At 27.0% G+C, this 26,234-nt stretch carries 20 protein-coding genes; 11 read left to right on the top strand and 9 right to left on the bottom strand.

The features are described 5' to 3' along the window. Positions 1-76 precede the first annotated feature (76 nt). From tmk to BTURN675_RS01920, 3 genes are read left to right on the top strand one after another with little or no spacing between them, the layout of a single operon-like run. Positions 77-706: a dTMP kinase gene (gene tmk, locus BTURN675_RS01930; protein ID WP_046289119.1), complete on the top strand. Its 630-nt coding sequence runs from the start codon at positions 77-79 to the stop codon at positions 704-706. A 21-nt stretch (positions 707-727) separates the two neighbouring features. Next, positions 728-1,729 (top strand): DNA polymerase III subunit delta' C-terminal domain-containing protein, encoded by a 1,002-nt coding sequence (locus BTURN675_RS01925; protein WP_046288870.1) that lies wholly within the window; start codon positions 728-730, stop codon positions 1,727-1,729. Positions 1,730-1,748: 19 nt separating this feature from the next. Then, entirely contained in the window at positions 1,749-2,543 is a 795-nt protein-coding gene (locus BTURN675_RS01920; protein ID WP_046288869.1) for a YchF/TatD family DNA exonuclease, read from the top strand. A 150-nt stretch (positions 2,544-2,693) separates the two neighbouring features. Here the strand turns inward: BTURN675_RS01920 and BTURN675_RS01915 are convergent, their stop codons facing one another. Then, positions 2,694-3,341: a transglycosylase SLT domain-containing protein gene (locus BTURN675_RS01915; protein ID WP_046288868.1), complete on the bottom strand. Its 648-nt coding sequence runs from the start codon at positions 3,339-3,341 to the stop codon at positions 2,694-2,696. Positions 3,342-4,330: 989 nt separating this feature from the next. Here BTURN675_RS01915 and mnmA point away from each other — a divergent pair. Beyond that, a complete protein-coding gene (gene mnmA / locus BTURN675_RS01905; protein WP_046288866.1) occupies positions 4,331-5,452 on the top strand; it encodes a tRNA 2-thiouridine(34) synthase MnmA in 1,122 nt (373 codons plus the stop codon). Positions 5,453-5,529: 77 nt separating this feature from the next. After that, the gene (purB, locus tag BTURN675_RS01900; protein ID WP_046288865.1) at positions 5,530-6,912 is read left to right on the top strand and encodes an adenylosuccinate lyase; all 1,383 of its coding nucleotides are present in this window, start codon (positions 5,530-5,532) and stop codon (positions 6,910-6,912) included. 155 nt (positions 6,913-7,067) lie between these two features. On the opposite strand, the gene BTURN675_RS01895 is transcribed toward purB, so the two are convergent. From BTURN675_RS01895 to trxB, 8 genes are all read right to left on the bottom strand, one after another. Then, on the bottom strand, positions 7,068-8,312 hold the full coding sequence (locus BTURN675_RS01895) for an FtsX-like permease family protein (RefSeq protein ID WP_046288864.1): 1,245 nt from the start codon (positions 8,310-8,312) through the stop codon (positions 7,068-7,070). 26 nt (positions 8,313-8,338) lie between these two features. Next, a complete protein-coding gene (gene lolD / locus BTURN675_RS01890) occupies positions 8,339-9,019 on the bottom strand; it encodes a lipoprotein-releasing ABC transporter ATP-binding protein LolD (protein WP_046288863.1) in 681 nt (226 codons plus the stop codon). Next, a complete protein-coding gene (locus BTURN675_RS01885; RefSeq protein WP_046288862.1) occupies positions 9,012-10,220 on the bottom strand; it encodes an FtsX-like permease family protein in 1,209 nt (402 codons plus the stop codon). The genes lolD and BTURN675_RS01885 overlap by 8 nt, the downstream gene beginning before the upstream one ends. A gap of 18 nt (positions 10,221-10,238) precedes the next feature. Then, entirely contained in the window at positions 10,239-10,607 is a 369-nt protein-coding gene (locus BTURN675_RS03315) for a hypothetical protein (RefSeq protein WP_420021789.1), read from the bottom strand. 357 nt (positions 10,608-10,964) lie between these two features. Further along, entirely contained in the window at positions 10,965-11,339 is a 375-nt protein-coding gene (locus BTURN675_RS01875) for an HIT domain-containing protein (protein WP_046288860.1), read from the bottom strand. A gap of 528 nt (positions 11,340-11,867) precedes the next feature. Continuing rightward, complete coding sequence (locus BTURN675_RS01870) at positions 11,868-12,557, bottom strand: winged helix-turn-helix domain-containing protein (protein ID WP_046288859.1); 690 nt, start codon at positions 12,555-12,557, stop codon at positions 11,868-11,870. A gap of 1,456 nt (positions 12,558-14,013) precedes the next feature. Continuing rightward, positions 14,014-14,232, bottom strand: coding sequence for a translation initiation factor IF-1 (infA, locus tag BTURN675_RS01865; protein ID WP_046288858.1), 219 nt, complete (start codon positions 14,230-14,232; stop codon positions 14,014-14,016). Between the two features lie 287 nt (positions 14,233-14,519). Further along, positions 14,520-15,476: a thioredoxin-disulfide reductase gene (gene trxB, locus BTURN675_RS01860; protein WP_046288857.1), complete on the bottom strand. Its 957-nt coding sequence runs from the start codon at positions 15,474-15,476 to the stop codon at positions 14,520-14,522. Positions 15,477-15,932: 456 nt separating this feature from the next. On the opposite strand from trxB, the gene BTURN675_RS03300 reads away from it, so the two are divergent. From BTURN675_RS03300 to rpsA, 6 genes are all read left to right on the top strand, one after another. Beyond that, positions 15,933-18,137 (top strand): FtsK/SpoIIIE family DNA translocase, encoded by a 2,205-nt coding sequence (locus tag BTURN675_RS03300; RefSeq protein WP_320408640.1) that lies wholly within the window; start codon positions 15,933-15,935, stop codon positions 18,135-18,137. 183 nt (positions 18,138-18,320) lie between these two features. Then, on the top strand, positions 18,321-18,941 hold the full coding sequence (lolA, locus tag BTURN675_RS01850; RefSeq protein WP_046288856.1) for an outer membrane lipoprotein periplasmic chaperone LolA: 621 nt from the start codon (positions 18,321-18,323) through the stop codon (positions 18,939-18,941). 290 nt (positions 18,942-19,231) lie between these two features. Continuing rightward, the gene (gene serS / locus BTURN675_RS01845) at positions 19,232-20,551 is read left to right on the top strand and encodes a serine--tRNA ligase (RefSeq protein ID WP_046288855.1); all 1,320 of its coding nucleotides are present in this window, start codon (positions 19,232-19,234) and stop codon (positions 20,549-20,551) included. A 361-nt stretch (positions 20,552-20,912) separates the two neighbouring features. After that, a complete protein-coding gene (gene serC / locus BTURN675_RS01840; RefSeq protein ID WP_046288854.1) occupies positions 20,913-22,004 on the top strand; it encodes a 3-phosphoserine/phosphohydroxythreonine transaminase in 1,092 nt (363 codons plus the stop codon). A gap of 270 nt (positions 22,005-22,274) precedes the next feature. Further along, entirely contained in the window at positions 22,275-23,579 is a 1,305-nt protein-coding gene (gene aroA, locus BTURN675_RS01835) for a 3-phosphoshikimate 1-carboxyvinyltransferase (RefSeq protein ID WP_046288853.1), read from the top strand. A gap of 951 nt (positions 23,580-24,530) precedes the next feature. Next, positions 24,531-26,219: a 30S ribosomal protein S1 gene (gene rpsA / locus BTURN675_RS01830; protein WP_046288852.1), complete on the top strand. Its 1,689-nt coding sequence runs from the start codon at positions 24,531-24,533 to the stop codon at positions 26,217-26,219. The last annotated feature ends 15 nt before the right edge of the window (positions 26,220-26,234 follow it).

Genomic DNA, 26,234 nt, shown 5'->3' with positions numbered 1-26,234 from the left:
TTATAGATTATTGTTTTATGAATTGATATTTAATTTAAAACATGATTATAATATTTGTTGGTTGTTAACATTAGTTATGGGTAAATTTATTGTTCTTGAAGGGTTGGAAGGTTCTGGTAAAACTACAGTTGCTTTATATATAGTGAAGATTTTAAAAAGTTATGGTATAAAAAATGTTATATTAACTCGTGAACCTGGTAGTACGCCAATATCAGAAATTTTTCGTACATTAATTAAATACGGAAAAGATGGAGATCAAGATCCAATTACCAGTTATGCAGAGTTGTTAATGTTTTATGCTGCACGTGTTCAATTATTAGAGAATGTCATCAAACCGTCTTTGTTAAAGGGTATATGGATAGTTGGAGATAGATATGATTTTTCTTCTTATGCTTATCAAGGTGGTGGAAGAAGGATTGACAAATATTTTATAAAAAATTTAAGTAGGGTTGTTTTGAATAATTTTCGTCCAGATATAACCTTTTATCTTGATATTTCTCCTAAGATTGGATTATCTAGAATTGAAAATAAGAGAAAATTAGATCATATTGAAAAAGAATCCATGGATTTTTTTAATCGTGTTCGTTTGTCTTATCAAGCTTTAGCAAGTGAGAATTTAAATGTTGTAACTATTGATGCTTCTCAAACGTTAAATCAAGTGAATAGTGATGTTCAGTATTATATTAAAAAATTGTTAAAAATATAAATTATATTATTTATAGAAATTATGAGATGGTATCCTTGGTTGACTATAGTGTATAGTCAGATAGTAGAATCGTATCGAACTAATACAGGACATCATTTTTTGGTTTTACATAGTAAACAAGATAATGGTGAAAATTTATTGATTTATGCATTAAGTCGTTGGTTGATGTGTTCTAAACCCATTGGAATAAAGAGCTGTAGTCAGTGTTGCAATTGTCGTTTAATGAAATCTTTTTCGCATCCTGATTATTATTTATTAACTCCAGATAATGATGATGCAAAGAGTATTGGTGTGGAGAAAATTCGTTCTCTTGTTGAAAAATTATATCAATATGCATATATTGCCAAATTAAAGATCGTGTATATAGAAAATAGTGAATGGCTTACTCAAGATGCGTCGAATGCTTTATTAAAAATTTTTGAAGAACCTCCAGAAGAGGTTTATTTTTTTTTAGGATGTAAAAATTCTAAACGTTTATTACCAACTTTGTTGAGTCGGTGTTTATGTTGGGAAATTCATCCTCCTAAGGAGGAAATTAGTTTACAATGGTTATTTCAACAAGGTGTTGTGAATAATACACAAGCTCTCACTGCATTGCGTTTGTCAGATAGTTCTCCGTTGGCAGCGTATCATTTTTTAAATTCAGAATATTGGAAGTTACGATTAAAATTATGTTTTGAGTTGTTGAAAACAGTTGGTAAAAATGATTTTTTAAGTATATTGCCATTTTTTGAAAGGTATTTTAATGAAGATGAAAGATTTATATTTTGGCTGTGTACTTTTTTTATTGATGCCATGAAATGTCATATGGGTTTGTATGATTTTTTAGTTAATATAGATCAAACAAATTTAGTGCGAATTATTTCTGTACAATATTCTTTATTAGCGTTAAATCATCAGTTACAACAGTGTTTAATTTGTTTGTATTATTGGAAAAATATTACGAATGTTGATAAAAAATCATTGTTGATGTATCAATTATTGAATATTGAAGGAAATGTAATGAATTTTAGTTGTTATTAAATTTAAGGATAATATTATTATGTTTTTTGTTGATTCTCATTGTCATCTTGATCAATTAAATTATGATAGTTTGCATAAAGATTTGTTAGATGTTTTGAATAAAGCTAAAATTTTTCATGTTAAGTTGATTTTATCAGTTTCAGTCACTTTGGAAAATTTTTCTAAAATGGTTAATTTTATTGGATATCGTAATGATGTTTTATTTTCTTGTGGTGTGCATCCGCTTTATTTAAATGATGATTATAAGGTTTCTGAATTATTTCATTTATCGTTTTCCAAGAATGTTATTGCTATTGGAGAAACTGGTTTAGATTATCACTATCCCCATAGTGATAAAAAACAGCAGAGGAAAGTGTTTCAGGATCACCTTGATATTGCGCATGAACGAGATAAACCTGTGATTATTCATAGTCGGTTGGCTCGTGACGATACGTTATCTATTTTACACGAAAAAAATTTTTCCAATGGAGGTATTTTACATTGTTTCAGTGAAGATAAAAGTATGGCAAAATCGCTATTGGATCTTAATTTTTATATTTCTTTTTCCGGAATTTTGACATTTTCGAATTCTCAAAATTTAAAATTGGTAGCCGATTATGTGCCAATGGACAGAATACTTTTAGAAACTGATTCTCCGTATTTGACTCCAGTACCATATCGGGGTATTGAAAATCAACCTGCATATATTTATAACATTGCTGAATGTTTAGCAAACATAAAAGGTATTAGTCTTGACGAATTAGCATTTATTACGACTTCAAATTTTTTTAATTTATTTCAAATAGATGTTAATAAATATAATCTCTTATTGTAACCAGTATTTGAAATATTGTTTACATTATTGTGAATTGTAGAAGAGTGTTTATGTGATTTCAAATTTTATTGTGAATAAATCAGGTGTTATTGATGTAGTATTTTATTTATTTGGTGGGTGGTGTTATTTATTATTTTCTTTATGATGTGTTTATTGATGATGTATTAGTGAGTATACAGCATTTACTTTATACAAGTAAGTTTGTGCTTGCGGTGCTGGGTGGTGTTTTTTTATGTATCGACAAAATTTATCTGGTGTCATATGGTTGATTTTTTTAATAGCAATATTGTGATTAATAGAAAATATATTTAATAGTGTACTTAATCCATTTACGTAAGCTACTATAATAGCATAGCGACGAGTTTTAGAATTATTAATTCCTAATAATTGTTTTTGTAATATAGAGAGATATGCAGTTCCACAGTCAATATTAATTTCGGCGTTTTTTAATATATCTGGACTGGGTTGTCCTTGTAGTCCTTTCAGTTTGTAAACGTCTTTGCCTGCGGTGGAAGCTTTAAGTTGCATTAATCCTATAGCGTTAGATTTGCTAATTGCTGTCGGATTATAATTGGATTCTACTTGAATGATAGCCATGATTAGTCGTTCATCAATTCCGTAGTTAATTGAGGATTGATGAATATGTTCTTGGTAGGTATTAGTGTTTTGTGTAGAAGATGTATTAGGAATTATTTTTTGATGTTTGTGAGCGTTTTGAAAAAAATTTTTTTGTTTTTGTTTTGAGCAGTTTGTTAAAAATGTTGTGATCATCATGAAGTATATGAAATATTTTTTCATATTGTTTTATGTTGAATGCTTTTAATGATACTAATTTGAATTATAATGGTGTATATTATAAATGATACTTTAAAAATAATTTTTATGTAGAAAAGATTACATATTTATAACATAAATATGATAGTAGTATTTAATGTTTTTAATTTTTAGTACTATTATTTAGTACAATTAAAATTGTATATTGATTATTTTAGTTTATTGATGGTGGTGTCTTCGATTACATTTAGTTTTAAAATATAACTGGCAGGTAATTGTTTTTTGGATTTTGTCATTTAACAGGTATTATTATACTATATAATATTTATGCAATAAATTTTTGTAGTAATATGTTTTATTGTAGTATAGTTGTAAATGATGGTATACTAAATTGGTGTTTATTTGTGGTTCAATTAATGTATTTAAAGATTTTTTGGTCTATTTCACATATTTTAAATGGCTGATATAAATAATTCTTGATGTATAAGTAGTAAAATTTTTATTTATATAAATATATTTATATAATTTTTTGATGTGTAAAAGTTAATAATGAATATGTTATATATATTTCATATATTCATTTAATGGTAAATGTATTTTTTATTTTTTTGTTATAGGTATTGTATTTATCTTTTTGTGATTATTTTTTTCAAGCATTATTAATTTTATTAGTAAACGATAATAGTAATAAAATAAGTGGTTGTATGATGTTGTTTATGTTTTTTATTTATTTTGTGCGTGATTATTGTATAATATAAATACAATTATTATTTAACTGAAATTTATAAGATATTGTTTTATCTTATATTTCTATATTTAATTATTGCTAATGTAATTAAAAAGTTAGTAGATATTATTGATAGATAGTATTTAAATTTGAAAGAGATATTATTTTTTGATACGGTATGCAGTGTTGTGTGTATTATTAATTACATATTAATTATATGTTAACATTAATGAATTTATATTATTTAAAGTAATAAAGTACATGACGTAATATTTTTATTTATTTTATGTTATTAAGAAAATTTAAAAAAGTGATTCTTGCCATGTCTGGGGGGGTTGATTCTTCAGTGTCTGCTTGGTTATTAAAACAAGCTGGATACCAGGTGGAAGGTTTGTTTATGAAAAATTGGGAGGAAGATGATACCGAAAGTTATTGTTCTTCTGCAGCAGATTTATCAGATGTACAATCTGTTTGTGAACGATTAAATATTAAATTGCATACTGTTAATTTTTCGTTTGAATATTGGAATAAGGTTTTTATGGTATTTTTAGAGGAATGTCGTTTAGGGCGTACTCCAAATCCTGATATATTATGCAACAAAGAGATCAAATTTAATGTATTTTTAAAGTTTGCTATTGAACATTTGCAGGCTAATTATATTGCTACTGGACATTATGTCCGTTGTGTCAGTTATAACAAAAAGATATATTTGTTACGGGGTTTAGATATTAGTAAAGATCAAAGTTATTTTTTGTATACTTTGAATTATGATCAGTTGCGTTATTGTTTATTTCCTATGGGTACATTCACTAAATTACAAGTTAGAGCGATAGCTAATCATTTACATTTCGTTACGGCTGATAAAAAGAATTCAACTGGAATTTGTTTTATTGGTAAACGAAATTTTAAAAATTTTATTGGTCAATATTTATCAGTTAAGCCGGGAATTATTTTGAGTATTGATGGGGTAACACTTGGAAAGCATGATGGTTTAATATATTATACGCTGGGTCAGCGTAAAGGCTTGGGTATTGGTGGTACTTCCAGGGGGAATGGGAAACCATGGCATGTAGTAGATAAGAATTCTAAAAATAATACGTTAATTGTTGCTCAGGGTGGTGAGCATCCGGCATTATTGTCCAAAGGTTTGATAGCTAACCAGTTATATTGGGTGAATGATAGTTTTTTTTTTGGTAAATCATCTTTATTTTGTACTGTTAAAATACGTTATCGTCAATCAGATATTCCATGTTTAGTAATGTTGTTATCCAAAAATGAAATTAAAGTTGTGTTTAAACATCCTGTTTTATCGGTGACACCGGGTCAATCTGCAGTGTTTTATTTAAATGAGTATTGTCTTGGTGGAGGTGTTATTAAAGCTCGTATTCCTTTATATGTTCGTGTATAAATAGATAATGCATAATAAATAACATTTTATTTTTTTAGAACGATTTTATAATATATTTTAATTTAAGGATAATATTTATGGAATTATCTTCTTTGACCGCTATTTCTCCTATTGATGGGCGTTATGAAAAAGATACTAGTCAATTGCGCAATATTTTCAGTGAATTTGGTTTATTAAAATATCGTGTACAGATTGAGATACGATGGTTACAAAAGTTAGCTGCTGCTAAAGAAATTCAGGAAATACCTTGTTTTAATGAGTGTATGAATAATGTTCTTAATACATTAATTGATAATTTTAGTCTTGATGACGCAAAAAAAATTAAAGAATTTGAATCTTTAATTAATCATGATCTTAAATCTGTAGAATATTTTTTAAAAGAAAAATTGTCATCTATATCTGGTTTTCAAGATGTTATTGAATTTGTTCATTTTGCTTGTACATCAGATGATATAAATAATTTAGCTTATGCGTTAATGTTAAGCTATACTCGTAGGCAAATATTATTACCAATGTGGAAACAAATTATAGATTCAATAAAATTATTAGCATGTAGTCATAGAGATATTTCATGTTTATCTAGAACTCATGGTCAACCTGCTACTCCATCCACTGTAGGTAAAGAAATGGCCAATTTTTTTTATCGTTTAATACGTCAGTATCGACAATTAGAACAGATAGAAATTTTAGGGAAAATCAATGGTAGTGTGGGTAATTATAATGCGCATATGGTGGCTTATTCTAATGTTGATTGGCATAAATTTAGTAAAGAATTTGTTACTTCTTTTGAAGGTGTTTCTTGGAATCCTTATACAACTCAAATTGAGCCGCATGATTATATAGCTGAATTTTTTAGTTGTGTGACACGATTTAATACTATTCTAATTGATTTTAATCGTGATATATGGGGTTATGTTGCATTAGGATATTTCAAACAATATAGTATATCTACTGAAATTGGATCTTCTGTTATGCCCCATAAAATTAACCCTATTAATTTTGAAAAATCTGAAGGTAATTTAGGTTTAGCAAATGTAATAATGAACTTTTTTTCATCTAAGTTACCCATATCTCGTTGGCAAAGAGATTTAAGTGATTCTACTGTTTTGAGAAATATTGGTGTAGGTGTTGCATATTCTTTAGTTGCGTATCGTTCTAGTTTAAAAGGCATTGACACTTTGAAAGTAGATTCTGAACATTTATTGAATGAGTTAAATCAACATTGGATAGTGATAGCTGAAGCTATTCAAACAGTTATGCGGCGTTATGGTATTAAGGGATCATATGAAATGTTAAAAGAATTTACGAAAGGACGATATGTTAGTGATTCTGAAATGAAATCATTTATTGATTCTTTGCCGTTACCAATTTTGGAAAAGGAGCGTCTTAAAAAAATTTCTCCAGACAAGTATATTGGGTATGCAAAAAATTTAGTTGATGAATCGATTACATTTTTTTAAATGAAGGAAAAAAATTATTAATTTTTTCAGAGTAAAATATTATTAAAATTAGTTGTTGTATTTTATAGTTAAATTTAATTAAATGAATTATTAAGTATTTACAATTTGATTGGTTAGTATTATATATTTTTGCAAGTATTGTTTTTTGTATGTGATTATTTTAATATTGCACCGGGATTGCTGTAATTTGTTTTTATTATAGGGTATAAAGTGGCTAGAAAGCTTAGTAATAAGTTTATGGTTATAATAGAAATTATGTCTTTTGTATGTACTTCAGTAGGTAAAAAATTAATAAAGTAAACATTATGAGATAATATTTTGTAGTCAAATAAATTTTCTATCAAAAAGTATATTTTGGTTAAATATAATGCAATCAATGTTCCACTAGTGGTTCCTATTGCAATGCTTATTAAGCTATGTAATAAGCCGCACCAGATAAAAGTAGAGTAAATTAATTTATTTTTACAACCTAGTGTATTCAAAATAGCTATATCGTGATTTTTTTCTTTTATAATCAAAGTTAATATAGATACAATTCCAAAACATGCGATACATATGACTAGTGTCATTGTTAAATATATGATTGTTTCTATTATGTGGATATCTTGGTACATATATTTATATGTATTGATCCAACTTTGAGTAATAATATGATCATTCTTAATGGTGTTTATAATTTGCTTTAATAATTTATTAATATGAAAAATATTGTTTATTTTAATGTTGATACCAGAAATATATTTCTGTTTATTTAAATAATTTTGTGCGTCTGATAATGGAATGATAGCAATGTTATTATCTAGATAACTTTTTAAATTTAGTATGTCAATAACGTGTGCGTTTATGAATTTATAGGGAAGTAGCTTATTATTTCCGTCAGTGTTATGAATTATAATATTAATCCAATCGTTTTTTTTAATATTTAAAGTGTTAGCAACGCCTTGTCCTAATATAATTATTTGCTTATTTGGGACAAAGTTTGGAATGGTGTTTATTGATGAAAGATAGGAAATGATATTAGGGTGCATGTTATGTAGTGTACTAATTCCATGAATTTGAATTGGGTGAAATTTATTGTTTTTTTCTATTAATCCTGATAAATCAACATATGGAACGCTTTGTACGATACCCGGAATGTTTTTAATTTTATTTAGTATTATGTTCCAATCAGAAAATGTTGAATTTGTTGATTGGATATTTCCATGAGGAATAATTGAAAAAATTCGTTCATTAAGTTCATTTTTAAATCCATTTATTGCACTTAAACAAATAATTAAAATAGCTATACTTGATGCATTTCCAATAATGGATACAATAGATATAAAAGATATTGTTTTATTTTTTTTAGGATTGCGATACAATCGCCAAGCAAGATATAGTGAAAGTAATATCGTTTGCATATTTATGTTTTATTCATTTTTTTATTTTATGGTTTTAATTCTCCATGACATAGTTCTAATGTTCTGTTAAAGTATGTGTTAGAGCATATATCATGTGTTACTACTAAAAATGTAGTTCCATAATTTATATTTATTGTATGTAATAATTGGAAAATGTTGTTTGCTGTTTTTTTGTCTAAATTACCAGTAGGTTCATCAGCTAAGACTAATATTGGTTTATTTACTAACGCACGTGCGATAGCTACTCTTTGACGTTCTCCTCCTGATAATTCATATGGATAGTGATCGTCTCTATGGTGTAAGTTTACCAATTTTAACATTTTTTTTGCTATTATTTTTGCATGTTTGAATTTTTTCCCCTGAATCATAAGAGGCATTGCTATGTTTTCTAGTGTGTTAAAATCAGACAATAAATGGTGAAATTGATAAATAAAACCTAATTGTTGGTTGCGTATTAATGCACGTGTTTTTTCAGATATTTGATGTAATATTTGTCCATTAAAAATGACTTTACCGTGCGTAGGTGTGTCTAATCCTCCCAGTAAATGTAATAACGTGCTTTTACCTGAGCCCGAATGTCCAATAATAGTGATCATTTCTCCTGTTTGTACAGTAAAGTTGATGTTTTTTAATACTTGAATAAAAAAATTCGCGTCTTGATAAGTTTTACTAAGTTGGTGCGATTGTAGTAATATTGAATTATTCATTTTGTTGTAGTGTCTCGATTACATTAATGTTTGTTGCAGTTTTTGCTGAATATAATGTGGATAAGCAAGATATTAATATTGTTATAATGGTAATTACGGTGATTTGAGATGTTTTAATTTGAACAGGTAATATTTCTTCATTATTTAATAAGTTGCACATAGCTGTTATCCAATTTATGTTTTTTGTTATAAGGTATCCACATAAAATACCAAATATTGTACCCATTCCACCAATACAAGTTCCTTGTATGCTAAATAATAATATAATTTTTTTTGTATTTAACCCATATGTTTTTAAAATAGCAATTTCTTGTTTTTTTTCTGTAATTAATAAAGAAGAGTAAGTGAGTATATTGATACCTGATATTAGTATAATTGAACTTAATAGGAGCCCCATCATGTTTTTTTCCATTTGAATTGCTTTAAAAGTATTACCTTGATACTCTCTCCAGTCTGTTTTGAAAATAACATTTTTAGGTAATTTTTGTTTATTAAAAGAGTTTATTTTTAATGGTTCTTTTAACCATAATCTCCAGTTTGTGATATGTGTAGTTGGAAGATGCAGTAAATGTGCTCCATCTTCTTGATTAATTAGTAATTGGTAATCGTCAACATTAGTGTTAGTGATATAAATTCCTATTATTTGGAATAGTCTTTGTGTAGGAATACGTCCTATAGGGGTAATTTTTGTTATATTAGGTAATATTATGCGAATATTATCTCCTATTTGTACTTTTAAATGTTGGGCTAATGTTGCGCTGATAATTACATAGTATTTGTTAGGTATTAATTGTTTTGTAGATCCATAAATCATAAAACGAGACAATGGTTCATAATCTGTAGGATTAATGCCAATTATTTTTCCAAAAGAGATATTGTTAGAGCTTTGTAATATTCCGTCAAAATTTACTATGGTATTTGCTTGTGTTATACCACGTAGGTTTTTTAAAAAATATTTTTTATTGTTTTCAGGGTTAATGTTTTGTGTTTGTGAGGTTAATAATACATGAGGTACGATGTTAAGTATTTTTTGCTCTAATTTTTGTTCAACTCCGTTCATAATTGATAATGTAACTATCAATGCTGTTACACCAAGTGTAATAGCAAGTATAGAAGTGTAAGCAGTGAATTGTTCCAATTGATAAAATTTTTTCTTAAAAATATAACGCAATCCAATGCATATTATAAAAGGTTGATACATATTGTTAAATATTTTTAATTAGGTATTAGTAATTTTTGACCACATTATTTCGCCATTTTTTGCTGATATTAATTCTAATTTTATATTTATGTTTTTTGTGTCATTGTATGCAGTACTATATAGTATATACTCAGCATTCATATGTCTTGCTAATTTAATACTTGTACTGCGGGGTGTTAGGTTTTTGTTTAATAATTTTATATTTTCATATATTTCACATGAAATATATGAATTAATGATTATAAAATTGTTATTATTATTTAATTCGTGTAGTAAATTTTTCAAATTATTTGTAGTTTGTTGAATATTTAGAGGATAATCAGAGTAATTTTCAATTTTGTTGATGAATAATGCAATGATCTTGTTTTTATGTTGAGTTTTTGTAATAAATGTAATTATTTCCTGTATGTGTAAGAGAAAGTGTTTTCGCCAATCTATAATGATGTGGATTTTTGGTGGAGTAGGTATTGTGTTAACTGCCTTTGTTTGAAAATTTATCTGATTATTAAATATTGATGTTTCTGTTTGTAGAATTTTTTCACTGAAACCTATCTGATTATATATGAAAGATAATATAATTAAAAAAATATTTTTTTTTTCATTAATTAGTTGTGTATAACGTACGATTTATTTTAGTAAAATCAATTACCATCAGTATTAGTTGTATGATTATTAATCGTATAGCACAGATAGTTTTTATGTCATTTGATTATGTGTATTGGATTTATAAATATAGCATATTTTTTACATTAAGTTTGTTATAGTACTGTTAGAAATTAATGGTCCAAGTGTTTTACCTCCTAGAAGGTGCATATGTAAATGGTAAATTTCTTGTCCTGCATCATTATTACAGTTTACTATCAATCGATAACCCGATTCGTTTATTTTTAATTTTACAGCAATTTTAGCTGCAACTGTGAATAATCTTCCTATAGTTTTTTCATGATAAGGTGTTATGTCATTCACTGTAGGGATTGGTATGTTTGGCACAATTAAGACATGTATTGGTGCTTGTGGATGAATGTCATAAAATGCACTAACTAGATTGTCTTGATATAGTAGTTGTGTGGCAGTTTTTTTTTGAATGATTTGTTCAAATATAGTATTATGCTTCTTCATAGGATATTTATTGTTAGATTGTGATTATTAATATATTGTTCATTTTTCAGAGATGAATGATTATTAAAAAATAATTGTTTTAAATTTTTGGTTAGATTTTGAATAATTATTGTGTTTGTCATTTTTTAATGCTTTACTAAAAGTTAAATAAAATCATTTTTGTTGTTAATTTTGTAGTTTTTTATAAATATTTACAGAAATTTGAGTTTTTATATTGTGTTCATTAAATGAAATTTAGTGTTTTTGTAGTTACACTTAATTATTGGAACGAGTATGAAAAATATTTTTTTTGATATTGATATATATGTTTATAATTGAATATTAGTTTGTTTAGTGTGTGGATTTTTTTATGTATTAAAATTTTATATATATTTTTTAAAATATACTGTGTATCACAGGTATAAAAATTAAAACTTTCAATGAAAATAGTACATATATTTTTTATATTTTTCATGATAACGATGTTTAAAGAAATAATTTTTATTTGTTATTGTGTGTATTGGTGCGTTTAAAAAATTTTTAACGGTGTTAAAATTGTATTTCAGTGTATTTTTTGTTATAGTCTTCGTTATTTTTTTGTGTATTCTCAGAGTTTTTAAATGTGAGATCATTACATTCTAAATTTGGTGTTTGATGAAAAGTACAAATATTACATGAATTTATTTGTTTACACAAATGTAATTTTTTAAGATTTTTATCTTTGATATACATATATATTATACTGATGCTTAGTACTGTAATTATTAATATGAGTAAAATAATAGCATATCTTGGATTGCTTTTTAATATTGCCGGACTTGAGAAAAATGGCGTTTTATTAAATGTTCTTTTGTTGTTAGCTGAAATTGTTGCAGATGGGATAACAGATGTTTTTTTATCTGTGATTTCTATTGATATTTCTTTATTTAATTTTAATCCTCGTTTAGGAATGGTGATAATTGATGTAGGACTAATTCCAAATGATCCTAAGCTTTTTCTGATTAAACTGATTTGTTGATTTAAATTTCCGTGTGATGGTTCTAGTCCGTGTTGTCTCCATATTGTAGAAAATAAATATTCTCGGGTAATTGGTTCATCGGTATTTTGATACTTTATTAGTTCTTCTAATATACGTCCTGCAGAATTGGAAAGTTTAATTGATTGATTATTGTCGGTTAGGGGTGTTAGAAGATATTCTGTGGTATCAAATATAATAGTAGAATGGATGATATATTTCATTATAAATAATCCTAATATAATTATACTGACTAAAGGATGGTTTTATTAATATGTATATTATATTTTTTTATGTATGTTTATGAATCATTAACTATTTAGATATTTGGAGAATATTGTAATGTAAAGATAGCATAAAAAATGATATTTTGGAATTTTTCTTATATGTTTTATTTTATAAGTTCATATCATAGTATAGTATCATAGATAGATAATGTATTTTTTTATAGAAAATTTGAAGAATCATTCTTTGTAATTATTGTTTTTGTATCAATTATTTTAATTTTTACATAATGTGAGGGTTGATATTTTTTAAAGTTATGTTGTTATTTTTATCTATAAGTTGAAAATTTTGTTTAAATATTTTTTGATAAAAATTGTATGTTTTTTTATTTTTTGTATTTTTTGAGTTATGTCAGATTCGTTAAATGTCATATATTAGTTAGTGTATTTATACGAAAGTAATTATTGTAAGAATATTGCTAAAATTAATGAATAATGCTGAGTTTAAAATGATTACTGTGACTAAAGCTCGTGATTTTTTTTCTTATGAGTTATTTTTTTAATGTGTTTATTTAGCTCATATTTTTAGTGATGGTATTGATACTTTGAAATATTTTTTAGGTTTTTGTTTATTTGTAATTAGGGATAAATATTGATTTAGTTTTTTTAAGGAATGTGGTGGTATATTTGGTATATTAGATGGTAATAAGTAAATGTTTAGTGTTTGTTGTTGTTATATGAATTTTTTAGTGCTTATGTTTTTTGAGAAATATGTAATTTTTCAGTATCATTAAGGATCTTTAAATAGTTTTATGAGGAGTGATTATTTTGGAAAGATGGTATATTTTACAAGGTGCACTATGTTTTGTAATTATATGATAAAGGTTCGTAGTTTTATAATAGTTAGAGGTTAGAATATATAATTCAGATAAACTATCGATATCTATTTTTGAAGATACGATTGGTTATTTTTGTTGAACAAGTAGTATAATTCAATGATGTGATGATTGATGTTTTAATACATGTGTTATCCAATCAGCATTGGATAAATTAAATGTTAATATGATTATTGATTTTAGATTTTTTGAGAGTTAGTCAGTTTTAAAATTTGATCAAATAAAGTGTTGAGCGGATGTTTATGGTTCATAAAAGTTACAAAAAGTATGTCATGAAATATAGATAGAATGTGGTTGACAATTAACAAAATTAATTTTTTTTGGGTGTCATTTTGTTTTGGTTATATGTTTGTTGTAACTTACATATTGTTTATTGTTTTAGTATACATACATAAGTAGTATGCGAAGGATGTTGGTCCTAAATTAATTATATGTTATTATTATTGTATAGTTAAATTTGCAGTTCAAATCTGAAATTTTATAATGTGTAAGGTGTTTTATATATGTGAGTAAAGAGTAATAATTATTTTTTATTATAATTTTTAGTGTGTTGTGTTATGTTAACGGTTTCGAAAAATAATTCGGCCTTTATTCAAATCATAAGGAGTTAGCTCAACTACAACGTTATCGCCTGTTAAAATACGAATGTAATTTTTCCTCATTTTTCCTGAGATATGTGCTGTGATAATATGTCCATTTTCTAATTTGACTCGAAACATAGTATTTGGAAGCGTGTCTAGCACAGTACCATGCATTTCGATATGATCCTCTTTTGTCATTAGTGTTACCTAATAGTTATATTTTTGTTGTTAATATTATGAGTATAAAATAATTATGTATTACAATGTTACATAAAATGTTCACTAAAAATTATAAATTTTTTTTAACACTATGTTAAAAATATAGTTTGTATGTTTTTTTATTTATGTGTTGTATTTTTATTAAATTTGTGATCATTACGTAGCAGTTTTTTCATTTGTTTGTTAATTGTTAGTATAGATATATATGTAATATAACATAGTGAAATTTTCATTGGATTGTTTATTATATCAGTAAATTTATTTTGTTATTTGTTTTTTATTTTAGATAAATAACGTTCTGCATCTATCGCGGCCATACAACCAGAGCTAGCAGCGGTAATTGCTTGTTTATAATATTGATCCATAACATCTCCTGCAGCAAATATACCAGGAATAGATGTTGCTGTTTGTTCATTTTTTGTGTTTGTTGTGCAAATATATCCATCTTTTAGTAAAAGTTGATTAGAAAATATAGTTGTATTTGGTTTGTAACCAATAGCAATGAACACACCATCAACTTTTAATTGTGTATATTGATGTGTAATATTGTGTTTTATATTTATAGCTGTAACGTAATTTGTATTACCTAATATTTCAATAAGTGTGAAAGGACAATGTAATATAATATTATTTTTTTCTACTGCAGTCATTAATCGATCAATTAGTATTTTTTCTGCTGTAAAAGTATTGCGACGATGGATTAAATGTGTTTCAGCAGCAATGTTAGTGAGATATAATGCTTCTTCTATTGCAGTATTACCTCCTCCGATAATAGCTACTTTTTTATCTTTATAAAAAAAACCATCACATGTGGCACAATAGGATACACCTTTTCCTTGATATTGTGTTTCTGAATGTAATCCCATATGTTTTGCAGAGGCACCGGTACAAATAATTAATGAATCGCAGGTGTATTTATGATAATCACTGGCCAGGTAAAATGGTTGACTATTTAAATTTACATTAGTAATATTATCTACGATGATATTTGTATTGAATTTTTTTGCATGAATATTCATTCTTTCCATAAGTTTGGGACCAGCGAGTTGATCGGGATCACCGGGCCAATTTTCTATTTGATTAGTTTTAATTAATTGTCCTCCATATTCTGTTCCAGTAATAAGTATTGGGTGTAAGTTAGCACGGGCAGAATAAATAGCTGCAGTATATCCTGCTGGTCCTGAACCTAATATGATGATTTGAGAATGTTTTATGTTTGACATAATTAAATATTAATAATATTGTTATAAAAAGTATTTTATTAAATATTTTAGTTAAATTCAAATATTTATGTACAGGTAATATTATGTAATTAAAGACATAAGAATATTTGAATGAGTTTCTGAATTAGATTAAAAATATAATTTTTAAATGTTGACATTAAAAATTACACATATTTTTTATTACACAATTTTTAATAATTTTAAAAATAAAATCATGAAATAATTGTATTATCTTGGTTATTGTACATATTTTTATTCTTAAATTAGACTATTAACCTAATAATAATATATTGATATTGTATCGATCATCTATTTTAAATACCAGAATATTATATAATATATTTTAAATATTGTAGATATCGTTATGTTTATCTGTGATATTTTGTTATTTAGGTATTTTGATTAAAATTTTAATGAAAATTATTGATTTTTAGTAAATGTATTGTGAAATACACAATGTTTTATATAATGAAAGCTATGATGTGTAAAAATATTATTGTTATTTTTTTGTCTTTAAGAAAAAAATTTTTATTTTTTTTTGGATTTATCATATATTTTATAATGTCATCATTGATGACTTTTCATCCTTTTGATGATAGTTATTTTCAATATACTGGAAATGATGATATTCATAATATTTTTGGATATTATGGCGCTGTATGTTCTGATATTTTATTTTTTCTTTTTGGTTTATCGGCATATTTTCTTCCATGTATTATGTGTTTTTTAATTTGGGGTGTTTTGTTTAAGAATATTGTTTTAAATGTTTTTGATATAATGAATAAAATATTTGGAGGAATAATACTATTATTTAGTCTTTGTGGATTAGCGGAATTTTTTATTAAAGAATTTTATTATTGTTATTCTGGTGGGATAGTAGGATTTTTTTTGCGAGCTCAGATCATACATATATTTAAAAGTGATATGACAATCAATTTTATATTATTTTTATCTTTAATATTAGGTGTAGTGCTACTAACACCAGGTTTCTGGTGGGCAATATTAAAAAAGATTATGTTTATTATTTTAAATTTTTTTATTTGTTGTTGCGTATATTTAATCCAACAGTGTAGTAGGTATGATTCGAAAATATTTTTTTCCGTAATATATAAGATGTGTAATAATCATTTGTTTAATTTTTTCGGGATATTATTTCGAAAATTAAATCTTGGTGGTATAAGAAATTTTGTTTTTCGATATTTATCATGTAGATTAAATTTAGATAGTACCATTTTTTTTAATAGTTTTAAATTAAATAACGAATGTGCATTATGTGATGTAAAAAATTCAAATGATATGAATAACGCTGTAGCATACCATAATAATAGTTGTTGTAAAGATTATGAGTCGATTGATAAAGATTGTCTAAGAACGAATGATTTGAAATTCCCAATTAATATTTCGTCACACATTCATCATAATAATCAGTTGCTATTACAGAAAATGGTAAATGTATTTCCGAATATAGAATTATTATTTCCTTCATCTTTTAAAAAAGATTTGGACATGGATGCGTTACGGCAAAAGTCTGTATTGTTAGAATCAAAATTAGCAGAGTATCATATACGTGCTCAAGTTGTTAATGTTTTGCAAGGTCCAGTGATTACTAGATTTGAGTTAGATTTAGCACCAGGTTTGAAATCTTCACGTATTTTTAGTTTGTCTCGAGATTTGGCTCGTTCTTTATCTGTATGTCATCTTCAGGTTATAGAAGTCATTCCTGGAAAACCATATGTCGGCGTAGAAATACCCAATGAACATCGTAAGATAGTGTATTTGCGAGAGATTTTAGAAACTAAACAGTTTCGGTCTTCTTGTGATGTTTTAACGTTAGGTTTAGGACAAGATGTTTCTGGTTATCCGGTAATAACATGCTTAAGTGAGATGCCTCATTTATTAATAGCTGGTACCACCGGATCGGGAAAGTCAGTTGGGATTAATAGCATAATTATTAGTATTTTATATAAAGCAACACCAGAAGATGTTCGATTTATCATGATTGATCCAAAAATGTTGGAATTATCAGTTTATAATGATATCCCCCATCTTTTAAGAAATGTTGTTACTGACATTAAAAGTGTTATTACTGTTTTGAATTGGTGTGTAGATGAAATGGAACGTCGTTATAAAATTATGGCCTATTATGGTGTACGCGATTTAAAAAAATGTAATGATCGTATAAAGTCATATAACGTTAATGAATATGTGGATAGTTCATTGTCTTCTGATAATATTACGGAGGATGATACGTTAATTAAAGGGTTAAAGAATAAATTGCCATATATTGTGATTATAATAGATGAATTTGCAGATTTAGTGATGTCAGCTGGAAAAGAAATAGAATTATTAATTATACGATTATCACAAAAATCGAGAGCTTGTGGTATACATTTAATATTAGCCACACAAAGACCGTCTGTAAATGTAATTACTGGATTGATTAAAGCTAATATTCCAAGTCGAATTGCATTTACTGTATCTAGCAAGATAGATTCACGAACTATTCTTGATCAATCTGGTGCTGAATCTTTGCTTGGTATGGGAGATATGTTGTATTTATCATCTTGTTCATCTGTACCTATTCGTGTTCATGGTGCTTTTGTATCTGATGAAGAAGTTTTGTTGGTGGTGAAATATTTAAAAAATATTTTTTATAAATAAAATACCAGTATATTTTAATTATAGTCATATATTAATTAATTTGTTATTAATTAATTTATAGGATTGTTGTTTATAAAACATTATTTATAAATGACATGGATGTATTTTATATATTAATTGTGTGTATGCAATTATATTGCATATTATGTTATGATACTATGATTAATTATTTTGAAAATAGCGATGAAAATTTTTTTTGTGTTTTGTGTTTTATGTTTGGCAGTGATATTTCCTACATTAGGTGATAATGCAATTGAATTGCGTACTCGTTTGAATCATATTAACAGTTTTTATGCTCAATTTGTTCAAACTATTAGTGATCAAACAGGCCTAATTTTACAAGAAAATAATGGGGAATTGTGGGTTCAGCATCCCAATTTGTTTCATTATCATGTATTCATTCCAGAAGAATGTTTTTTAATATCTAATGGTAAAACATTGTGGTTTTATGATCCTTATATTAATCAAGTAACTATTAGTTGGTTAAGTGATGTTATAGGTGACACATTCTTAATGTTGTTGACAAGTACTTTTGATAGTAATTGGTGTGAATATAATATTGATAAAAAGAATGATAGTTTTTTTTTGGTTTCAAAAAAAAGTGATTTTTCTATGTTTAAGTCACTAATAATTACAGTAACTAACCAGGGTATAATAAAAAATTTTGAGATTGTGAATAAAGATGATCAGCATATTAATTATCAATTAACTAATCATGATATTCGGCGGTTTAATATAAATACGTTTAATTTTTTACTACCAAATGGGGTAGTGATTGATGAACAGCGCTGGGGAAAATATTAAATTATTATAATCATTAGTTATTAACTGTCGTGTTTGTATGTAAGTTGTGATATTTTTATGTTATTATGATGCTATCATTTGATAGCTTTCATAATATTATATGTGTTAAATATTTTTTAGTTTTAAGAACAATGACTAATTTTTTATTTGTTGTGGTTTGTATCTGTTTATGTATTGATATTATTTTTTTACAATCGATGTATTACGGTATATTTTATAAAAGAATTGTGGTAATCATATTTTAATTATGATACTTTGTGAAATATATTAGCATTTCAAGTTAAAGTCATATGTTAGATCCTAGTTTATTACGTCAGGATAATAGTCTTTCTGTACTTAAGAAGAAGTTATCACGTAAAAATTGTGTGTTAGATATTAATAATGTACGTATCAGAGAGTTAAAGAGAAAAAAATTACAAGTAGAGGTTGAACGTTTGAGATCTGTACGAAAATTAAAATCTAAAACAATTGGTATTGCTAAATCTAAAGGACAAGATACAAAATATCTTTGCGAAGAAGTTAATATTTTAAATGATCGTTTACATTTAATACAAGTTTCTCTTAAGTTATTACAAAAAGAATCTCAAGAATATATTTTATCTTTACCTAATATTCCAGATGATCATATTCCGGATGGAAACAATGAGGAAGATAACGTAGAAATTTTTCGTTGGGGGGTACCGAAAAAATATAATTTTCCAATTCGTGATCATATTGAGTTAGGTAATATAACAGGGGGATTGGATTTTACATCTGGAACGAAAATAACTGGGGCGCGTTTTATAGTAATGCGTGGTCAAGTAGCTTATTTACATAGAGCATTATCTCAATTTATGCTTGATTTGCATATTAGGCACCATGGTTATCAAGAGTATTATGTACCTTATTTAGTTAATCAGTCTTCTTTATATGGCACAGGGCAATTGCCTAAATTTTTTAATGATTTATTTCATATACAATCTTGGAAAAATAAAAATAATATATACACCTTAATACCGACTGCTGAAGTACCGTTAATAAATTTAGTAGGTGGTCAAATTTTTGAGGAACAAGATTTGCCTCTTAAGATGGTGGCGCATACTCCTTGTTTTCGTGCAGAAGCGGGTACGTATGGTCACGAAAGTCGGGGATTAATTCGTATGCATCAATTTGATAAAGTTGAATTAGTACAGATAGTTCAGCAAGAAAATTCGATGCAAGTATTAGAGGAAATGACTGGCCATGCAGAACGAGTATTACGGTCATTGAAGTTACCGTATCGAAAAATGTTATTAGCTGCTGGCAATATTGGTTTTTCAGCTTGTAAAACATATGATTTAGATGTTTGGTTGCCCTCCCGGAATGAATATTGTGAAGTGGCTTCTTGTTCAAATGTATGTGATTTTCAATCTCGTCGTATCCATGCTCGTTATCGTAATTTTCAAGATAAAAAGATAAAATTTTTGCATACTTTAAATGCGTCTGGATTAGCGATTGGTCGTACTTTAGCGGCAGTATTGGAAAATTATCAGTTGTTGGATGGTAGTGTTGAAGTACCATCTGTTTTACAATCATATATGAATGGTTTAACTTGTATTTATCCTTTGCGCAAACAGCAATATATATTATAGTTGAATGGAAAATGTTTGTTATGTATTATTTGATTACGAGTTATATTTTTATATTTTAAAGAGTTTATATTTTAAAGAGTAGTGTTATGTTTGTTTTTTTGTGTATTTCACAATATATATGAATTGAATTATGTATTTTTGTTTTTAAAATAGTGTTATTATGTTGTAGTTATGTATCATTTAGAATATCATATTTTATGTTCGTGTTTAAAATGTAAATTATAGTTATAATTATGAATTCGAGTTGACATATTGGCTTAAAATATTTTTATCATAATAGATATATAATACTTTAATTATCGTAGTGTTTTTGTTTAAAAAAGTTGTTACTTTTACTAAGTATTACAATACTATATAAGTTATGAATGACATATTTAATTTTAGTGCCGGTCCGGCAATGTTACCAAGAGAAGTTTTAGATCAAATAGACGCGGAATTAAAAAATTGGCATAATTTGAATGTGTCTGTTATGGAAATTAGTCATCGTAGTGACGAATTTCATGAGATAGTTTACAATTCAGAACATGATTTACGAGAGTTATTAAATATACCTAATGTTTATAAGGTATTATTTTGTCATGGTGGTGCTCGCACACAATTTTCATCTGTTCCAATGAATTTATTGGGGGGATTTCATGTTACTGATTACATTAATAGTGGTTATTGGTCACGAAGTGCTGCACAGGAAGCTGAAAAATATTGTAAAGTAAATTTAATTAATGTCAGCATTTTGGATGAGAATCATGTATGTTCTGTAAAGAATATGAAGGATTGGCCATTATCTAGCAATAGTGCTTATTTACATTATTGCCCTAATGAAACTATTGATGGTGTAGCTATTCATGAACAACCTGAATTTAATGATAGTGTTGTCGTTGTTGGAGATTTTTCTTCTACATTGTTGTCGGCACCGATTAATGTTAATTGTTTTGGTATGATTTATGCTGCTGCCCAAAAAAATATTGGATTACCCGGTTTAACGATTGTAATTATTCGTGAAGATTTGTTAAATCGTGAATGTCATCAAGTGCCATCAACATTACAATATAGTATTCTTAATAATTATAAATCTATGTTTAACACTCCTCCAACTTTTTCGTGGTATGTTGCAGGATTAATTTTTAAGTGGATTAAGAGGCATGGAGGGTTAATAGCAATGAGTTTGCGAAATATAGAGAAAGCAAATTTACTTTATGAAGCTATTGATAGTAGCGATTATTATTATAATAATATTGCACAGATGAATCGATCATATATGAATGTTCCTTTTTATTTACACGATGAAAAATTAAATGATATTTTTTTACAAGAATCTAATTATGTTGGATTGTATGCTCTAAAGGGTCATAGATCAGTAGGTGGAATGAGAGCATCATTGTATAATTCGATGCCATTACAAGGAGTGGAAATGTTGGTTGAGTTTATGGAATGGTTTGCTAAAAAATATGGATAAATCATTTAGTTGTAATTTAGTTATATAAGATAATTTCTTTATTAATGTAGTATTTATTTTTATGAGTATAATGATTTTGTGTATTTTAGTTGTGTTTTAACAAAAATATTAAGATATTTTAAAAAATTTTTTGTATATATTATTTAGTGTCAGTTTTTAGTATCAGTTTTAAAATATGGTTATTTTGAAAGTTGAATAATTTATTTTTTTGAATTGAAGTAATGAGAAATTTTAAAATATTTTGATTAAAAGTCGATTTTTAGGAGTTTTATGTTAAGTACACAGGGTGCTATGGAATTAAAATCTATCAAATCAGTAGATGGTTGTATTGATTTACCTGGATCAAAAAGTATTTCAAATCGAGCCTTATTGTTATCTGCTCAATCAGTTGGTACAACACGATTAATTAATTTATTAGAAAGTGATGATGTAAATTATATGCTATTTGCTTTAAAGCAACTTGGTGTACATTTTCGCTTTTCACAAAATAAAAAAATATGTGAAGTTGATGGAATTGGTGGTGCATTATACTCGAAGAATGAAAAATTAAGTTTGTTTCTTGGTAATTCTGGCACCAGTATGCGATTGTTAACTGCTGCATTGTGTTTGAGAGAACATAATGTAATGCTTACCGGTGAATCACGAATGAAGGAACGTCCTATTGGACATTTAATAAGTGCTTTACGTCAAGGTGGTGCCAAAATTGATTATTTAGAAAGTGATGGTTATCCACCTTTACAAATTTCCGGGGGGTATTCTGGAGGTGATATTACGATTCGTGGAAATATTTCTAGTCAGTTTCTTTCTGCAATATTAATGATGGCTCCTCTTATTCCTCAAGACACTCGTGTTCATGTTGATGGAGTTTTAGTTTCTAGACCTTATATTGATATTACATTGTCTCTAATGAGGGCTTTTGGTGTTGAAATAAAACATGATGATTATCGGGTGTTTTATTGTTTCGGTGGTGTATTTTATCGAGCACCTGGCAATTATTTCATCGAAGGTGATGCATCCAGTGCATCATATTTCTTAGCTGCAGCTGCTATTCGTGGCGGAACTGTTTGTGTTACTGGTGTTGGACGACATAGTATACAAGGAGATATACAATGTGCTGATGTTTTAGAAAAAATGGGTAGTGTTATTTGTTGGGGAGATAATTATATTTCATGTACAAGAAATGTTTTACGTTCTGTTGACATGGATATGAATAATATTCCAGATGCAGCTATGACGATTGCTGTTACAGCATTGTTTGTTAATGATGATTTGCCTACTGTACTGCGTAATATTTATAATTGGAGATTAAAAGAATCTGATCGATTAAGAGGCATGGCAATAGAATTACGTAAATTAGGAGCGAGTATTATTGAAGGTGAAGATTATATTAAGATAGTTGCGCCAAAAAAAATCCGATTTGCGACAATTAACACATATAATGATCATCGTATGGCTATGGCTTTTTCTTTAGCAGCGTTATCTGATAGTTCCGTTATTATTTTGAATCCGTCATGTGTTAATAAAACATTTCCATCTTTTTTCAAAGATTTTTTTGCAATCAGTACATTTGTGTGAATTATTAAAATGTGTTACATGTGTTAACAGTTGGTGGTTTTTAATTTGAGTTATAATATTATAATAAGTAAATCATGTAAAGATAAGGACTTGTTATAACGTAGTTGGTATATTAATTAATAATGAGAATATTTAATAAGGTTAATTATCGTTTTTTTTAATTTAGAATTTTGAAAGTTATATTCTATAATATATTAATTCTTGTTGTGTGGAATATTTAATGAAATCGTTTTATACTTTAATGTTATTAAGGAGTGATGTTTTATTTTAATGATAAAAAAGCGATCATTTGATTTGTATCGAAATTATCGATTTTAAACGTTATTTTTATTCCAGAGAAATGTGTTGTTTGACTAAATAAATTATTGTGCAATTTTTGAATTACAGGTGTTTTTTTATTTGATTTTTTAAATTATGTTTTAGTAAATTATTTAAAATTCGCTGTGCATATAGGTCAGATCGAGTGCAAAGAAAACTTTTAATGCCAGTTGAGATCGACCCGTGGTAAAAATTAAGGGCATGAGTAATTATTGTTATTCTGGATAGCTCCACCCTGATTAGCAGAAATTATATATAATTTATTTTATATTTGTGCAGTTGATGCAATAGTGTTGATATACTAAAGATGGAATTGTTTATAGTTTTTAACTTTTGTTTTATAATTGTTAATAATTTTACGAATGTTATTATCTTAAGTGTGTATTGTTTAAAATAAGTTAAATAAGTTTATGTTTTACGGCATTTCATATTTGTTGATTATTCGATGATTTTGTGTCACTATTCATTTAGTGTGTTAGGAATAGGTGAATGATGATAAAGTAGTAGGATTATATACTATAATTATATTTAATAGCTCATATTTGGATGGTGAGTGTCTATTTTAGTTATCCTAGTGTATAACATGGAACGTGGTATGTGGATAATAATTTTAAAATTTAAAGATAATCGATTATGACAGAGTCCTTTATTCAATTGCTCGAAGAATCCTTTAAAAGGATAAAAACTTCTCCAGGTTCTATTATTCGTGGGACTATAATTTCTATTCAAAATGATATAGTGCTAGTTGATGCTGGTTTGAAATCAGAATCTCCTATTCCTATTGAACAATTTTATAATTCTCAAGGTGTTTTAGAAATCAAAGTTGGAGATCAAGTTGATGTTACTTTAGATGCTGTGGAAGATGGATTTGGTGAAACAATATTATCGCGTGAAAAAGCGAAACGTTATGAATCTTGGTTAATATTAGAAAAAGCATATGAAGAAGTATCTACAGTTGTTGGTATTATTAATGGTAGAGTTAAAGGTGGATTTACGGTGGAATTAAATGGTATTAAAGCTTTTCTTCCTGGTTCCTTGGTCGATATTCGCCCAATTCGTGAAAATATGAATTTAGAGGGGAAGGAGTTTGAATTTAAGGTAATTAAATTAGACCAAAAACGTAATAATGTTGTTGTTTCTCGTCGTGCAGTACTTGAATCAGAAAATATTTCAGAACGTAATCAATTATTAGAGCAGTTACACGAGGGTATGCAAATTAAGGGTATTGTTAAAAATTTGACTGATTACGGTGCATTTATTGATTTAGGTGGTGTTGATGGTTTATTGCATATTACTGATATAGCATGGAAACGGATTAGACATCCAAGTGAGGTAGTTGGTATTGGTGATGAGATTATTGTAAAAGTATTAAAATTTGATCGAGAAAAAAATCGTGTCTCTTTAGGGTTAAAACAACTTGAAGAAGATCCATGGACTGCTATCACAAAACGGTATCATGAGGGTATGCGCTTGACAGGTAAAGTGACTAATCTGACTGATTATGGTTGTTTTGTAGAGATGGAGGGAGGTATTGAGGGATTAGTTCATATTTCTGAAATGGATTGGACTAGTAAAAATATTCATCCTTCTAAAGTAGTTAATGTAGGTGAATTCATTGAAGTGATGTTATTAGATATTGATGAATCTCGTCGTCGTATTTCATTAGGATTAAAACAATGTACAGTAAATCCATGGGAACAGTTTTTGGAGACTTATAACAAGGGAGATAGTGTTATAGGAAAAATTAAATCGATTACTGATTTTGGTATTTTTATTGGTTTAGAGGGCGGAATTGATGGTTTAGTACATCTTTCTGATATTTCTTGGCATTTAAGTATTGAGGAAATAATGCAAAAGTATAAAAAGGGAGATGAAGTTGCAGCTGTAATACTGCAAGTAGATGCAGAACGTGAACGTATTTCTTTGAGTATAAAACATTTAGAAGAAGATCCATTAAATATATATTTATCATTGAATCAAAAAAAGAAAGTTGTTACTGGAACAATATTATCAATTAACACAAAAGGTATGTCGGTTAAGTTGACAGATATGATTGTAGGGTATGTGTTATTTTCTGATGTTGATAAACAAAATGAAAAAACATATAATATTGGAGATAATATTGAGGTTAAATGTAATGGTATAGATCGTAAGAGTCGTATGATCAATTTAAGTATTCCTTTTGTAATTAATGATTTTGATAATACTAATTCTAAAATTATTAATTCCCCTAATGCAAGTAAGCAATCAAAAGATGTGAAGCAAAATTTTTCGAATGTAATGACAGAAGCTTTTAAGGCGGCCACTAAAACTGATTCATGATGTAGTATTGAGTTT

The organism is Blochmannia endosymbiont of Polyrhachis (Hedomyrma) turneri, from assembly GCF_000973505.1.
Taxonomy (GTDB): domain Bacteria; phylum Pseudomonadota; class Gammaproteobacteria; order Enterobacterales; family Enterobacteriaceae; genus Blochmanniella.
The sequence above is the reverse complement of the archived record's forward strand: the minus strand, read 5'-3'. Positions and strand labels throughout refer to the sequence as shown.

What these genes read in the sequence shown, in the direction of transcription:
- purB (WP_046288865.1), top strand. Translation starts at nt 5,530, where the DNA reads ATGGAATTATCTTCTTTGACCGCTATTTCTCCTATTGATGGGCGTTAT.
- BTURN675_RS01920 (WP_046288869.1), top strand. Translation starts at nt 1,749, where the DNA reads ATGTTTTTTGTTGATTCTCATTGTCATCTTGATCAATTAAATTATGAT.
- lolA (WP_046288856.1), top strand. Translation starts at nt 18,321, where the DNA reads ATGAAAATTTTTTTTGTGTTTTGTGTTTTATGTTTGGCAGTGATATTT.
- BTURN675_RS01915 (WP_046288868.1), bottom strand. Translation starts at nt 3,341, where the DNA reads ATGAAAAAATATTTCATATACTTCATGATGATCACAACATTTTTAACA.
- trxB (WP_046288857.1), bottom strand. Translation starts at nt 15,476, where the DNA reads ATGTCAAACATAAAACATTCTCAAATCATCATATTAGGTTCAGGACCA.
- serS (WP_046288855.1), top strand. Translation starts at nt 19,232, where the DNA reads ATGTTAGATCCTAGTTTATTACGTCAGGATAATAGTCTTTCTGTACTT.
- BTURN675_RS03300 (WP_320408640.1), top strand. Translation starts at nt 15,933, where the DNA reads ATGTTTTATATAATGAAAGCTATGATGTGTAAAAATATTATTGTTATT.
- BTURN675_RS01895 (WP_046288864.1), bottom strand. Translation starts at nt 8,312, where the DNA reads ATGCAAACGATATTACTTTCACTATATCTTGCTTGGCGATTGTATCGC.
- serC (WP_046288854.1), top strand. Translation starts at nt 20,913, where the DNA reads ATGAATGACATATTTAATTTTAGTGCCGGTCCGGCAATGTTACCAAGA.
- BTURN675_RS01885 (WP_046288862.1), bottom strand. Translation starts at nt 10,220, where the DNA reads ATGTATCAACCTTTTATAATATGCATTGGATTGCGTTATATTTTTAAG.
- rpsA (WP_046288852.1), top strand. Translation starts at nt 24,531, where the DNA reads ATGACAGAGTCCTTTATTCAATTGCTCGAAGAATCCTTTAAAAGGATA.
- infA (WP_046288858.1), bottom strand. Translation starts at nt 14,232, where the DNA reads ATGACAAAAGAGGATCATATCGAAATGCATGGTACTGTGCTAGACACG.
- aroA (WP_046288853.1), top strand. Translation starts at nt 22,275, where the DNA reads ATGTTAAGTACACAGGGTGCTATGGAATTAAAATCTATCAAATCAGTA.
- BTURN675_RS01875 (WP_046288860.1), bottom strand. Translation starts at nt 11,339, where the DNA reads ATGAAGAAGCATAATACTATATTTGAACAAATCATTCAAAAAAAAACT.
- lolD (WP_046288863.1), bottom strand. Translation starts at nt 9,019, where the DNA reads ATGAATAATTCAATATTACTACAATCGCACCAACTTAGTAAAACTTAT.
- BTURN675_RS01870 (WP_046288859.1), bottom strand. Translation starts at nt 12,557, where the DNA reads ATGAAATATATCATCCATTCTACTATTATATTTGATACCACAGAATAT.
- BTURN675_RS01925 (WP_046288870.1), top strand. Translation starts at nt 728, where the DNA reads ATGAGATGGTATCCTTGGTTGACTATAGTGTATAGTCAGATAGTAGAA.
- mnmA (WP_046288866.1), top strand. Translation starts at nt 4,331, where the DNA reads ATGTTATTAAGAAAATTTAAAAAAGTGATTCTTGCCATGTCTGGGGGG.
- tmk (WP_046289119.1), top strand. Translation starts at nt 77, where the DNA reads ATGGGTAAATTTATTGTTCTTGAAGGGTTGGAAGGTTCTGGTAAAACT.